Origin of the sequence: Roseivirga spongicola, assembly GCF_034376045.1 — a bacterium.
In the GTDB taxonomy this organism is placed as follows: Bacteria; Bacteroidota; Bacteroidia; order Cytophagales; family Cyclobacteriaceae; genus Roseivirga; species Roseivirga spongicola.
Genome location: NZ_CP139724.1, coordinates 4427932 through 4441472, shown reverse-complemented (window position 1 = coordinate 4441472; position 13541 = coordinate 4427932). Strand labels below are relative to the sequence as shown.

Here is a 13541-nt window from a genome sequence, read left to right as displayed (position 1 = left end):
AAGGTTCAAATATTTAATTGTAACGATAGATTTCTTCTAGCTGATCTTTAGAATCTATGCTATAATTTAGGTCTAACACCTTGCCTTCTTTTAGGCTGAATACCCATCCGTGAATAGATGGGGTGTTTCCTGCAGCCCACTCTTCTTGTATGAAAGCAATTTTTGCCATGTTTTGAACTTGCTCTTTTACATTCAGCTCTACAAAAGTATCAAAACGTTTATTCTCATCTGAAATAGCTTCTAGTTCCTTTGCATGCTTTTGATACACATTTTTGATGTTTACTAACCAGCTATCAATCATGCCAATGCTATCATTACCCATGGCAGCTTTAACACCACCACAACCATAATGGCCGCAAATAACAATGTGCTTAACTTTTAGCGCTTTCACTGCATAAAATACTACACTTAGTAAGTTAGTATCGGTGTTAACTACCATATTGGCAATGTTTCTTTGAACAAAGATAGAGCCAGGCATAGCACCGGTTACTTGATTTACAGGAACTCTAGAATCTGAGCAGCCAATCCATAACACTTCTGGTGCTTGGCCTTCTGCTAGTCTATCAAAAAATTCAGGGTCAGACTTTTTAATTTCTGCTACCCATTCTTCGTTACCTTGTTTTAGTTTATCTAAAGCTGTCATATTATTTGTCTATAGAGGTAATAACTTTTAATTGTTTTGCGGTTGAAATTTGCTGCACCTCATCTGTGCCAACCACTAATTGTTCTAGCGATTGTGTAAATCCATTAAGGTCTAAATGACTCAGTGGGCTTATTTTGATATCAATATTTCTGTACTTGGCATTTTCTTTAAAGTCAGCAATGATTTCTAGAACATCGTGCTCGATGAAAACAGTTTTAGAGGCATCAATATAAAGCTCAGCACCATCAGGAACCTTGTTTAGTTCTCTTAATATTTGGGCCTTATTTAAGAATGTAACCTGTTCTGAAAGCGCAATTTGATAGTGCTTGTCGGCTGTATCGTGTGTAGTTTTCAGAATGTAAGGGTTCTTCAAGTTGGTAACCAAAATGTTGAATACAGCAACAGCCATACCTATTCCGATACCTACTAATAAGTCTGTAAATACAATGGCTAAAACCGTTACCACAAATGGTACAAACTGCAGTAAGCCTTTTTTGTACATATCTTTAAACAATGCAGGCTTGGCTAATTTGTAACCAACTACCAACAGAATTGCTGCTAAACTCGCCAGCGGAATCATGTTCATTACGTTTGGTATGGCTAGTGCAGCTAGAAAAATTAAAATACCATGTATGAGTGCAGACATTCTAGTTTGACCACCAGACTGAATGTTGGCTGAGCTACGCACAATTACCTGGGTAACAGGCAAGCCACCGATAAGGCCAGATACAATGTTTCCAATACCTTGTGCTCTTAGTTCTTTGTTGGTAGGAGTAACTCTTTTCTGAGGGTCGAGCTTATCTGTTGCTTCTACACATAGTAAGGTTTCTAAACTGGCTACAATGGCCATAGTAATACCAATAATCCATACTTCCGGGTTTGTAATTGCAGAAAAGTCTGGTAAAGAGAATTGACCGATAAATCCGCTGAAATCATCAGAGACAGGGATGCTCACCATGTGGTCATTGGTTATTTCAAAGTTGCCACCTGCGAATATTTTGCCGAAAACTATACCTAGAATAACTACTACTAGTGGCCCTTGAACAATCTGGAATATTTTCACCTTTTTCATGAACTTCTGTTCCCAAAGGATAAGAATTGCCAAAGAGACAAACGATATGATTACAGCACCAGGAGTGATGAAATCTAACATGTTAATTAGCTCAGAAAAAGTATTTTCTCCATCTGCCTGAACGAAACCAAGGTCTCCTTCTGGGTCAGCATCATAGCCAAAAGCATGAGGTATCTGCTTTAAGAAGATGATTATGCCAATGGCAGAGAGCATTCCTTTAATTACTGATGTAGGGAAGTAGTATCCGATAATACCAGCCCTTAGAATGCCAAGTACTATCTGTATTACACCGGCAATTACTACAGCTACTAGAAATATTTCGAATGAGCCAAGGTCTTCTATTGCTGCAAGTACAATAACGGCAAGTCCTGCCGCAGGGCCTGATACACCTAGGCTCGAACCACTAAAAGTGGTTACAATTATACCACCAACCATACCGGCAATAATTCCGGAAAATAGCGGTGCGCCAGATGCCAGCGCAATTCCTAGACAGAGCGGTACTGCCACTAAGAACACTACCAGTCCGGCTGGGGCATCTGCTTTAAGGTTTTTAAATAAGTCTTTATTCATAGTTATATGTTTTAAGCCAATGGAGCTGGCTCAAATTAAGGTTTGAAAAAAAAATGAAGTAATCTTGATGGAAAAGTGTAGGGTTATACCATTGGAGGCCGCAGCAGTATTTGCTGAACATCCAGTTTCCATACGTATTGTCTTTCAGAGAACTGAAGGTCGATCAGATTCGACAGAAAGTCTAAGCTTTCTAGGTAGCTGAAGTATTCGTCTTTTTTAAATTCTTCTTTAGAATCTTCTTCTTCAGAGTCTTGATCTTCTTCAACATCCATTAGTTCATAATTGACTGTATAATCAAAGCTTGTCTTGGCGTAGACATCTAGTGATAAGGTGCTTGTAAAAAGCATAAGAAGTAAGATTGTTATAAATCCTTTCACTGTACTCTGATTAACCAAAATAAACGGTCGATGCTGCTTAAGGGTTAAGTATATCGATAAAAATAGTATAAACTATGCTGAACAGCATAAAACTAGTCCAAAACTCCTCTAGATGCTAAAATATCTTTGGCCATGTATATAGCCGATCTCATACTCTGCTCATTGGCTAATCCTTTGCCTGCAATATTGTATGCAGTCCCATGGTCTGGAGATGTTCTGACAATTGGTAGGCCTGCAGTAAAGTTTACGCCTTCTTCAAAAGCCAGGGTTTTAAATGGTATAAGCCCTTGATCGTGATACATAGCTAAAATACCATCGAACTTGGTTTGGCTGGCCATTCCGAAAAATCCATCTGCAGGATATGGGCCAAAAGTTAACTCACCTTTTTCTTTAAAATCGTTTATAAGAGGTCGGATAATTTCTATCTCTTCATTCCCCAAAAGGCCATTTTCTCCAGCATGTGGGTTTAGTCCTAATACGGCCACTTTGGGTTTTTGAAGGCCAAAATCCTTCTTCAAAGATTGTAACATCAAATCGAGTTTCTTCCTGATAAGGTCAGCGTTCAGTTTTTCCTGAATTTGAGCTACCGAGATATGTCCTGTAGCTACTCCAATTCTTATTTGTTCACCACATAGAAACATTAGACTGTCTTGCTTGCCAAATGCCTCTGTGAAAAATTCAGTGTGTCCAGGGAATTTAAAATCATCACTCTGAATGTTGTTTTTATTGATAGGAGCTGTCACTACTCCATGAATCTTACCATCCTTAAGATCTTGCGTGGCTCTTCTAAGTGCAGCAAGAGCTAGAGCACCTGCTTCTTTTGTTTCTTCACCTGGGGCAACTTCCACATCTTCTACACAATTGATGACATTCAGTCTATTATGTCTGATCTGGTCTGGCGAATTGGTTTGGTTGAATGAGAATTTGTCAACACCTAAAAGGTTTTTGTAATGAGAGAAAACCTTTCCGTGACCGTAAACCACCAAGTTTACTAGATCGAAAATTCTCTGATTCAATACAGATTTTATAATTACTTCAGGGCCTATTCCATTCATATCGCCAATGGTAATGCCTAAAGTGGGTATAAGTTTGGTCTCTCTGCTATTCTCCTGCATATCAAAAGCCGATTTCGCTTTTCTTATTATTGAAGTTCTAACTTTGGGCGCAAATTACGCTTTTTTAAATATTTGTGAGCATGTCATCAGTAAGACCCAAAAAACATTTAGGCCAACATTTCTTAAAAGATTTGTCAATTGCCGAGCGAATAGCTAAAGCACTCACTGGCCATGGAGAGTACAATTCGGTGCTAGAAGTTGGGCCTGGTACTGGTGTACTCACTCAATTCTTACTTAAAGAGGCCTACGAAACTTGGGTGGTTGATATAGATAAGGAGTCTATAGCCTATCTTCAAGAGAATTTCAAAGCATTGGAGGGCAGAATTATTGATGGTGATTTTTTGAAATACGATATTTTAAAAGATACTGGGGCTCCATTGGCCATTATTGGCAACTTTCCTTACAACATCTCTTCTCAGATTTTCTTTAGAATATTGGAGCTCAGAAATGAAGTACCGGAAGTAGTTTGTATGATTCAAAAGGAGGTAGCCGACCGGATTGCCGAACCTCCCGGATCTAAAACTTACGGTATCTTAAGTGTATTGCTTCAGGCTTATTATGACATCGAATACTTATTCACCGTAAAGCCAGGTGTGTTCAACCCTCCACCTAAAGTCAACTCTGGTGTAATTAGGCTAAAGAGAAATAATGTTGAAAGGCTAGACTGCGATGAAAAGCTCTTTAAACAAGTAGTTAAAGCAGGTTTTCAAATGAGGCGAAAAACGTTGCGGAATGCACTAAAACCAATAAATTTGCCTGAAGCATTGGCAGATGATCCAATCCTTAACCTGCGGGCAGAAACACTTTCAGTTAAACAATTTGTAGACCTAACTAATAAAATCTCAGCGTGTCGTTAGAGAGAGTACCATTTGAGCTTTCTAAAGAGTATTTAGACCTCGTTTTACGGGCTGTTGAACAGCGCGATGCTGGGTTTATCAGGGATACTATGGAAGGTGTGAATCCTGCTGATATTTCTGCTTTGCTCGATGAGGTAGAAACTGATGAAGCTCGCTATGTACTCGATGTACTGAATAATGAAGTTGGTGCAGAGGTAATTGAGGAGTTAGAGGAAGATACAAGAAAAGAGTTTCTAGAAGAGTTAGAGCCCCAAGAGATTGCTCAATACATTGTAGAAATGGAGTCTGATGATGCGGTAGATATCATCAACGACCTTCCCGTGAAGACTCGAGAAGAGGTAATTGCCGCAATAGATGATCCTGAAAGCGCAGCTCACATTCAGGAGCTCATGCGCTATGATGAAGACTGTGCCGGTGGTTTGATGGCCAAAGAGATGATTGTGGCCAACATTAACTGGACGGTTATTCAAACCATAGATGAAATCAGGCGTCAGGTAGAAAATGTTGAGAAGATCTACTCTGTTTACGTTGTAGACGATAAAAATAAGCTGCAAGGCAAAGTTTCAGTTAAGAAAATTATCCTCTCAAGAGATAATACGCGAATTCTAGATATTTACGATAGTGACATCATTCATGTAGAAACCTATATGGATGAAGAAGAGGTGGCAGACATTATGCGTAAGTATGATTTAGATGCTGTTCCCGTTGTAAACCTGCAAGGCAAGTTGGTAGGTAGAATTACCATCGATGATATTGTAGATGTTATCACTGAGCAGGCAGAAGAGGAGAGAGCCTTAATGTCTGGTATATCTGGAGACGTGGAAGAAGATGATTCCATCTGGGCTATTTCTAAAGCGCGTTTGCCTTGGTTACTCATTGGCCTAGTAGGAGGGACTCTTGGTGCTTGGGCTATTGGTTTTTTTGAAGGAAGCTTAGAGAGAAATGCTGCGTTGGCCTTCTTTATTCCTTTGGTTATGGCTACTGGCGGTAATGTGGGGATTCAATCTTCAACCCTTGTTGTTCAAAGTTTAGCCAATCGTTCTGCATTCGAAGACTCAATCAGTAAGAGAATTGGTAGAATGTTCTTGGTGGCTATTTTTACGGGAGTTGTTCTAGCTATTATTAGTTTCTTGATTGTTTTTCTCTGGAAAGACGATCAAACTCTTGGTACTGTAGTGGCTGTATCGCTGGTCTGTGTAGTTATGCTGGCGTCTTTTATGGGTACTGCTACACCACTTGCTCTCGATAAACTAGGTATTAACCCTGCTTTGGCCTCTGGTCCATTTATTACAACCACAAACGATATTTTAGGTATTATCGTTTATCTGGCAATTGCTAATTTGTTACTTCCCTGAAATGAATAAAAAGTGTCTAATTATAGATGATATGCACGAAAGCATAGTGTCGCTACTTGCCGAAATTGGTATAGAAGCTACTTATGCGCCTGGCATGACCCGAGCTGAAATTCTCAACACCGTTGGTGATTATGAAGGAATTCTGGTTCGATCCAAAACTACTATAGATAAAGAGTTTATAGACCATGCCCAAAAGCTCGAATTTATAGGTAGAGCTGGTGCAGGCTTAGATAAGATCGATGTTGAATATGTGGAAAGTAAAAACATTGAAATACTGAATGCGCCAGAAGGGAATAGAGATGCTTTGGCTGAACATGCCGTAGGTTTGTTGCTCAGTATGCTGAACAATATCAATGCAGCAGACCAGCAGGTGAGAAACTGGATTTGGGACAGGGAAGGAAACAGAGGAGTAGAACTTTCCGACAAAACCGTGGGTATTGTTGGCTACGGATACATGGGGCAGGCATTTGTTCAAAGGTTGCGCGCTTTCGACTGTAGAATTCTTGTTTACGATAAGTATAAGAAGGGTTTCGGAACAAAAAAGGTAGAAGAGGTTAGTTTGGAAAAGCTCTTTAGTAAGACAGACATTCTGAGTCTTCATGTGCCTTTGACACCAGAAACTAGAAGTTGGATAAACAAAGATTTCATTCAGCAGTTTAGAAAAGATATTCATGTATTGAACACAGCGAGAGGAGAGATTTTGCCCATCAAAGATCTATTGGAATTACTTGATGACGGCAAAGTTTTAGGCGCTGCTTTAGATGTGTTGGAGAAAGAGAAATTCAATCAATTATCTGATGAAGAAAAGACTCGATTCGAAGACTTATTCAGTAGAAAGAACGTTGTGCTTTCGCCACATGTGGCAGGTTGGACTTTTGCTTCGTACAAGAGAATTAATGAAGTATTGGTGAGCAAAATAGCGACTCACTACCGCATAGAGGCTAATTAGGGTGGTTTCCAGTTATCCGAAAAATAGCTTAACTTTGTGGCTACTTAATCGCTCACGAGGCGATTTTATTTGTTTTAAGCGGTTTCGTTTCGAGACCGTTGTTTTTTTGTAGAAACACTAAATAATAGAGATATGTCAAGTGTAAGTTATTACACCGAAGAAGGTTTGAAGAAGTTGAAAGATGAACTTCAAGAGCTAAAGACAAAAGGAAGAGCCGATATGGCCAAGCAAATTGCTGAAGCCAGAGATAAAGGCGACTTGAGTGAAAACGCTGAATATGATGCGGCCAAAGACGCTCAAGGTCTTATGGAAATGCGTATTTCTGAACTAGAAGGCTTAGTAGGAAATGCTAGAATTAAGAAACAAGAAGATGTAGATCTTTCTAAGGTGTCAATTCTTTCTACCGTTAAAATCAAGAACTTGAAAAACGGCATGGAAGTAAAATATACGCTAGTATCTGAAAAAGAGGCTGACCTTAAATCTGGCAAGATTTCTTACGAATCTCCAATCGGAAAGGGACTTTTGAATAAAAAAGTAGGAGAGGTAGCAGAAGTAAAAGCACCTGCAGGCGTAATGGAATTTGAAGTTCTAGACATCACGCTAGACTAAGTTATTATGGCAAGTATCTTCACCCGAATTATTAACAGAGAAATTCCTGGTTACATAGTAGCTGAGAATGAGGATGCTATTGCTTTTTTGGATATCAACCCTCTAAATGAGGGACATACTTTAGTAGTACCCAAAAAAGAAGTGGATAAGCTCTTTGATTTGGATGAAGATACTTACCTCAAATTACAAGCATTCACACACAAGGTTGCACAGGCCATTGAAAAGGCCATCCCTTGCCTAAGGGTTGGAGTAGCTGTTATTGGGCTCGAAGTGCCTCATGCACACATACACCTTATACCGCTCCATGGTATGCATGATATTGATTTCGGTAGACCTAAACTGAAGTTGAGCCAAGAAGAGTTCGAAACTATTGCTCAGAAGATCTCGGCAAATATGGCATAGCCGTCAGGGCCTGAATAAATAATTCAATCTTAATACGCTATTGGCGTCTTTTATAGTGCCATGTTTTACTTTCGGGCAAAACATTCTTGGTGAAACAAGAGCAAGCTAAATCAGTATCGGATCAGGAATTAATCCATTTAATTCAATCTGGAAATAGAATGGCCTTTAACTTATTGTATGATAAGTTTTGGGAAGAGCTCTTCTATTATGCATTCAATGTTTTGAATGACAGGTCTTTGGCAGAAGATGTACTGCATGATGTGTTCACCAATCTGTGGGTTAAGCGTGAATCTCTAGAGATATCTAGTCTCAAAGGTTATCTTCTTGTTTCTGTTAGAAACAAAAGCATTTCTCAGCTCTCCAAAGTCACCTTTACAGCTATAGATGAAGTAATAATTGACGGACTTTCTAGCGCTCCCGATGGAGAAAATCAGCTCAATGAAGAAGATTTAAGAGCCGTTATAGAAAGTGCAGCAGCATCTTTACCTGAACGCTGCAAAGAAATTTTTCTCATGAGTAGGTTCAAAGAATTGAGCAACTCTGAAATAGCTGAGTATTACAATATTTCCGTTCGCACAGTAGAGAATCAAATCTCTCTAGCACTAAAACACATTAGAAAGTCGGTACGCGATGTGGGTTTTATAGTGCTTTTTCTATAACTCTTATTATTAGTAGTCACTTCTTGGTATTTCACTCTGAGTTAACATTTAGAGGCTTAAGTGACCGATTCATATCCCAAAAGTTACCCTAATATTAAATAGCAAAAACCTTCAAAACATCTGTGTGAGTTCTTGTCGCTAGCCTAGTCCTTATTCTGAAAAGCAGAAGAAATGACCAAGCGGCAATTTTTAGAATTGGTAAAAAAGTATGATGAGGGCAAGTGCTCTCCGCAAGAAGAGGCACATCTAATTGCATACTGTGAGAAGGTGCAAGTTAAGCAGAGGCTCAAGATCAGTTCTACCTTAAGTGAATCAGAGAAAGATAAGCTGAGAGTTAATCTCTTAAAGCGAATTGATAAATCTATAGACCAAATTGATTCGAAAAATGAGTTTGGTTGGCTAAAGTGGGGTTACGCTGCAGCATTATTCCTAGTGCTTGCTACTGCAGTATTTTTAGTTAGGCAGTATTCGCAGCCTACATTGTCCGATTTCTCAAATCAGATTACCCTTAAAATGGGAGCCGAAGACTACCTAGTCTTGAATAACTCAAACGAAAAGCAACTTATTGAAGTCAACGGAGAGCTTATAGCTTCTGTAGAAGATGGGGTGCTGGTTTATGAAAACAACAGTTTGCCAATCGAGACCCATCAACTAAATGTCCCTTACGGTAAAACATTTCAGGTCAAATTATCAGAAGGTTCCCAGGTTCACCTTAATGCAGGAACATCTTTTAGCTATCAAACTAGTTACTTGCCTAGTCCGAACCGATTGGTATCCGTCAACGGAGAAGCATTTTTAGAGGTAAGCAAGAATGCCGATCAACCCTTTGTAGTTCAAGCAAATGGTTTCAAAGTAAGAGTACTGGGTACAGCTTTCAATATCAATACCTATGAGGAAAATGAGGTTGACGAGGTTGTTTTGGTAGAAGGAGAAGTGGGTTTGTATACTGAAGCTAATTTTTCTAGAGATAGAAGCACCATTCTAAAGCCAGGGTTCAAAGCCAGTTTCAATAAAGATAGCCTACTATTTTCTACAGCACCTACGGTAACCGCTCCTTACACCGCCTGGACGAATGGTGAGTTGGTCATCAGAAACATGGCATTTAGTGGCTTGCTCAAAATTCTTGAGCGCAGGTTCAACATAGAAATAGAAAATACTAATGCGCAATTAAACGGAGAGCTTATTAGTGCCAATTTCGGCCAAAATCCGTCTCTAGAGCAAGTAATGAATGATTTAGCTGTGCTCTATGAATTATCATTCGAAATCAACGAAAACCAAATAACGATCCAATAACCAAAATGAAATATGCCTATGTAAAATCAGGAAGACCATCAGACAGCATAGCCCTAAAAAACAAATCGGAAAATGTGGGGACATCTTCCGACTCAGGGATGTGAAGAAATTTCTTTCAACCACCAATTACGAATTATAAAACTATGAAAAAAATCAACTCATATTGTAAGATTAGGCCAAAATTCGCTTCAGGCCTGCTTTTACAAATACTAGCAATGTTCTTGATTCTTGGCTTTTCTAAGACCAATGTATCAGGAATGACTTGGCAAGGAACCAAGGTTACTCTGCATTTAGAAAGTATACAAGTAAACAAGCTTTTAGATATTCTAGAAGACTCAACAGATTACAGGTTTATTTATAAGGTGAGCGATGTAGACCTACAGAGAAAAGTGTCGGTCAATGTTCAAGATGAGCCAATCGATAAGGTTTTGAAGGCCGTTTTTAAAGACACTGATACCGTTTTTAGAATTGTAGAAAACAGGGTTTATCTAACCAAATCAAAACAAACGAATGATAATCTTAAATCTGAAGCGCTAGCCGTAACTATTAGCGGTAAAGTGAGAGATACAGAGAATAACCCTCTTCCAGGTGCTTCGGTTCTTCAAAAGGGAACAACCAATGGTGTTATTGCCGATGCTGATGGAAGCTATAGACTTACTGTACCAGTAGATTCGTTCACCGTAAGGGTGTCATTTGTGGGTTATACCACGGTAGAGCGAACTATTACCTCATCCGCTAACAATCTAGATTTTGCTTTGCAAGAGGAAAGCTTGGGGTTAGAAGATGTTGTAGTTATTGGTTACGGAACCAACTCTAAAGAAAAAATAACTGGTGCTGTTTCTAGTGTAGACGCTACTGCCATTGAACAGTATACTAGTACAAGTGTTGATCAAGCGATTGTAGGTCGTGTTGCAGGTGTAGATATTCTAACCAACGCCAGAAACCCAGGAGATGGTAACACCATTACCATTAGAGGAGCAGGTTCTATCACAAGAGAAACCAACCCACTAGTGGTGGTAGATGGCTTTCCCTTAGCGGAAGGAAGTTCATTGAACATAATCAATACCAATGATATTGAGCGAGTTGATGTGCTAAAAGATGCTGCCTCTACGGCCATTTATGGTTCTCGTGCTGCCAATGGGCTTATTATGATTACCACTAAAAAAGGTAAGAAAAGAGGACCAACCATTAATTTTAGTTCTGTTTTTGGTGTGCAAGAGCGTTCTGGTTCTTATGACTTGCTCAATGCTTATGATGCGGCCAAGTTTTTTGCCGATGGCCGAAACAATGCATATCTAAAAAACCACCCTGATGCTGACATCAACGATACAGAAGCTGAGCGTCTGGCAAAAGGAGCCAATGTAAGAGAGCTTTTACTCGATTATACTTTGCCATACTTGAATGGAGAACAAGGGCTTACCGATTTCGATTGGGAAGATGCTGTTTACAGAACTGGTAATATTCAGAACCATTACTTAAACATTTCTGGAGCAAATGATGGTACCGATTACTCGGTTTCCTTAGGCTACAGCGATGAGGAGGGTATAGTAATTACTGCAGATCAGAAGCGATATACACTTAATCTTAAAACCAATACAGACATCAGTGATCAAGTGAGGTTTGGTGTGAACGTAAATGGTATGTACGCAGAAAGAGGACTTACCAACGGAAGCAACAACTATCGTTTTCCGATAGACCCTGCCGGCAGAGCCATGGTTTATATGTTCCCATTCTTTTCGGCTTACGATGCGGAAAACGGAGCTGCTCATGGTTATAGTGTAGAAGAGCAAATACTGGCCAACCGTCCTTACAATGCTAATATGCAGGAGAACCCGGTAGCTATGGCAGAGCTCTCTAAATACAAGCGCGAAGAGTTTAATACTTTTGGAAATGCCTATGTAGAGTTTGAGCCTATCAACAACCTAAAGTTGAAGTCGTCTTTGGGCTATCTTTATAATAACAAGTTTACAGATCAATTTGCGCCAATGCTTACAGGTTCTTACCGTAGGCTAATCAGCGAGAGAGATACCCGCCAAGGCTCCGAATCTAGAAATGACAGGTTAGATATACTTTGGGAGAATACCTTAGACTATAAGTTCGATGTTAAGGAGCATTCATTTAACGTGCTTCTCGGACAGAGTTACCAAAGTAGCGCATACAAATCCTTGAGCGTAACAGGTGCGGATTACCCGAACGATATCATTCAAAATATTGATGGTTCAACGGTGCAGACTGCTGATGCTTCAAGAAGCAAGTGGGTGCAAATCTCCTATTTCTCCAGATTGCTCTATAACTTTAGAAACACTTACTTTCTAACAGGTTCTATTAGAACAGATGGTTCTTCTCGTTTTGGAGAGGATAACCGTTTTGGAACTTTTGGATCATTCTCTGCTGGTTGGGTGTTCACCAACGAGAGTTTTTTCCCTCAAAACGACATCTTAACGTTTGGTAAGCTGCGCTATAGCTGGGGTACAACGGGTAATAACCAGATCGGGAATTACGCTCAGTACGCGTCAATCGGAACTGGTCGCGATTATCCTTTTAATGGAACACTTCATCCAGGAGCAAGTCCATCTAGTGCGCCATCTCCTGGTTTAACATGGGAAACCAATACTTCGCACAATTTTGGGGTAGACTTCAGTATTTATGATGTGCTAGATGTAGAGGTGAATCATTACATCGCCAACATTAGTAATCTTTTGCTAGATAGACCTGTACCTACACATACCGGTTTTGGTAGCTCACTTCAAAATGTTGGTGAGATGGAAAATAAAGGTTGGGAGTTTATCCTAAACACAGCGGGGCTTAAAGTTGGTGAGCTAGAGATTGGTTTGAATGCTAACCTTTCAACCAACCAAAATGAAATTATTTCGTTGGGTGGTGCCGAAGAACTGTATGAAGGTGGAAGCCAAAGATTTATTACGCAAGTAGGAGGCTCTTTAGCCAACCTTTACGGGTACAAAATAATTGGCCTTTTAAAGTCGCAAGAAGAGGTAGACCAATATTTATCTAGAAAGTCTACTACACTTTCGGCCGAAGTAGGAGACTACATTTTCCAAGATACCGATGGTAATGATGTAATTAACGCTGATGATAGAGTCTCACTAGGCGATTATAATGCTGAAGTAAGCTATGGCTTCGGTTTAGACCTTGCCTACAAAGGTTTTGACTTTAACATGACCTTTAATGGAACGCTAGGTAGAGTGGCTTTCGATGAAATGACTTCTCGCTATTTAGAGTATGGAGAGGCATTCTCAAACACAAACTACCATTACTTCAATAATTATTGGGACCCGGTTACCAATCCTGACGGCTTTTTAGCTGCACCAGACGCATACGGAAATACTGAAACAAGAAAAACTAGCCGTAATCCAACAAACTACAATGTGCTAGATGCAGATTATTTCAGAATTAGAGGACTGCAAGTTGGCTACACTTTCCCAGTTAACCTATTAGACAGAGTTGGACTAAAACAAGCCAGAATTTATTTCTCAGTAAATAACCTGCACACTTGGACAGACTATAGGGGAATGAACCCTGATGGCGGAGATAATGGAAACCCATTGAACAGAGGCCATATTCACGGAACTACTTCCGTACCGCGCATTTATTCTACCGGAATTAACCTCACATTCTAACA

Annotated in this window: 12 protein-coding genes; 8 read left to right on the top strand and 4 right to left on the bottom strand. The window is 39.7% G+C overall.

Going from position 1 to position 13541, the window contains the following annotated elements; all coding sequences use genetic code 11:
- Positions 1–13: 13 nt before the first annotated feature.
- The 4 genes from T7867_RS19470 to pdxA all read right to left on the bottom strand — a co-directional run bounded on the left by T7867_RS19470 (position 14) and on the right by pdxA (position 3777).
- Positions 14–643, bottom strand: coding sequence for a carbonic anhydrase (locus tag T7867_RS19470; protein ID WP_322299695.1), 630 nt, complete (start codon positions 641–643; stop codon positions 14–16).
- A gap of 1 nt (position 644) precedes the next feature.
- Positions 645–2285, bottom strand: coding sequence for a SulP family inorganic anion transporter (locus T7867_RS19465; protein ID WP_322299694.1), 1641 nt, complete (start codon positions 2283–2285; stop codon positions 645–647).
- Positions 2286–2368: 83 nt separating this feature from the next.
- Positions 2369–2662, bottom strand: coding sequence for a hypothetical protein (locus tag T7867_RS19460; protein WP_322299693.1), 294 nt, complete (start codon positions 2660–2662; stop codon positions 2369–2371).
- A 92-nt stretch (positions 2663–2754) separates the two neighbouring features.
- A complete protein-coding gene (pdxA, locus tag T7867_RS19455; RefSeq protein ID WP_322299692.1) occupies positions 2755–3777 on the bottom strand; it encodes a 4-hydroxythreonine-4-phosphate dehydrogenase PdxA in 1023 nt (340 codons plus the stop codon).
- A gap of 80 nt (positions 3778–3857) precedes the next feature.
- On the opposite strand from pdxA, the gene rsmA reads away from it, so the two are divergent.
- From rsmA to T7867_RS19415, 8 genes are all read left to right on the top strand, one after another.
- Entirely contained in the window at positions 3858–4634 is a 777-nt protein-coding gene (gene rsmA, locus T7867_RS19450) for a 16S rRNA (adenine(1518)-N(6)/adenine(1519)-N(6))-dimethyltransferase RsmA (protein ID WP_288341855.1), read from the top strand.
- Positions 4625–5989, top strand: coding sequence for a magnesium transporter (gene mgtE, locus T7867_RS19445; protein WP_068220256.1), 1365 nt, complete (start codon positions 4625–4627; stop codon positions 5987–5989). Before rsmA ends, mgtE begins: the two co-directional genes overlap by 10 nt.
- A 1-nt stretch (position 5990) precedes the next feature.
- Positions 5991–6938, top strand: coding sequence for an NAD(P)-dependent oxidoreductase (locus T7867_RS19440; protein WP_068220259.1), 948 nt, complete (start codon positions 5991–5993; stop codon positions 6936–6938).
- A 132-nt stretch (positions 6939–7070) separates the two neighbouring features.
- Entirely contained in the window at positions 7071–7547 is a 477-nt protein-coding gene (greA, locus tag T7867_RS19435) for a transcription elongation factor GreA (RefSeq protein WP_068220262.1), read from the top strand.
- 6 nt (positions 7548–7553) lie between these two features.
- Positions 7554–7949 (top strand): HIT family protein, encoded by a 396-nt coding sequence (locus T7867_RS19430; RefSeq protein ID WP_322299691.1) that lies wholly within the window; start codon positions 7554–7556, stop codon positions 7947–7949.
- 89 nt (positions 7950–8038) lie between these two features.
- Positions 8039–8608, top strand: a complete 570-nt coding sequence (locus tag T7867_RS19425) for an RNA polymerase sigma-70 factor (protein WP_322299690.1) — start codon at positions 8039–8041, stop codon at positions 8606–8608.
- Between the two features lie 171 nt (positions 8609–8779).
- Complete coding sequence (locus tag T7867_RS19420) at positions 8780–9901, top strand: FecR family protein (protein ID WP_322299689.1); 1122 nt, start codon at positions 8780–8782, stop codon at positions 9899–9901.
- Between the two features lie 143 nt (positions 9902–10044).
- The gene (locus tag T7867_RS19415) at positions 10045–13539 is read left to right on the top strand and encodes a TonB-dependent receptor (RefSeq protein WP_322299688.1); all 3495 of its coding nucleotides are present in this window, start codon (positions 10045–10047) and stop codon (positions 13537–13539) included.
- The last annotated feature ends 2 nt before the right edge of the window (positions 13540–13541 follow it).

Bases quoted from the DNA above. Each gene is read 5' to 3' on its own strand.
- T7867_RS19440 (WP_068220259.1), top strand. From the start codon at position 5,991: ATGAATAAAAAGTGTCTAATTATAGATGATATGCACGAAAGCATAGTG.
- T7867_RS19465 (WP_322299694.1), bottom strand. From the start codon at position 2,285: ATGAATAAAGACTTATTTAAAAACCTTAAAGCAGATGCCCCAGCCGGA.
- T7867_RS19420 (WP_322299689.1), top strand. From the start codon at position 8,780: ATGACCAAGCGGCAATTTTTAGAATTGGTAAAAAAGTATGATGAGGGC.
- rsmA (WP_288341855.1), top strand. From the start codon at position 3,858: ATGTCATCAGTAAGACCCAAAAAACATTTAGGCCAACATTTCTTAAAA.
- T7867_RS19430 (WP_322299691.1), top strand. From the start codon at position 7,554: ATGGCAAGTATCTTCACCCGAATTATTAACAGAGAAATTCCTGGTTAC.
- T7867_RS19470 (WP_322299695.1), bottom strand. From the start codon at position 643: ATGACAGCTTTAGATAAACTAAAACAAGGTAACGAAGAATGGGTAGCA.
- T7867_RS19415 (WP_322299688.1), top strand. From the start codon at position 10,045: ATGAAAAAAATCAACTCATATTGTAAGATTAGGCCAAAATTCGCTTCA.
- pdxA (WP_322299692.1), bottom strand. From the start codon at position 3,777: ATGCAGGAGAATAGCAGAGAGACCAAACTTATACCCACTTTAGGCATT.
- greA (WP_068220262.1), top strand. From the start codon at position 7,071: ATGTCAAGTGTAAGTTATTACACCGAAGAAGGTTTGAAGAAGTTGAAA.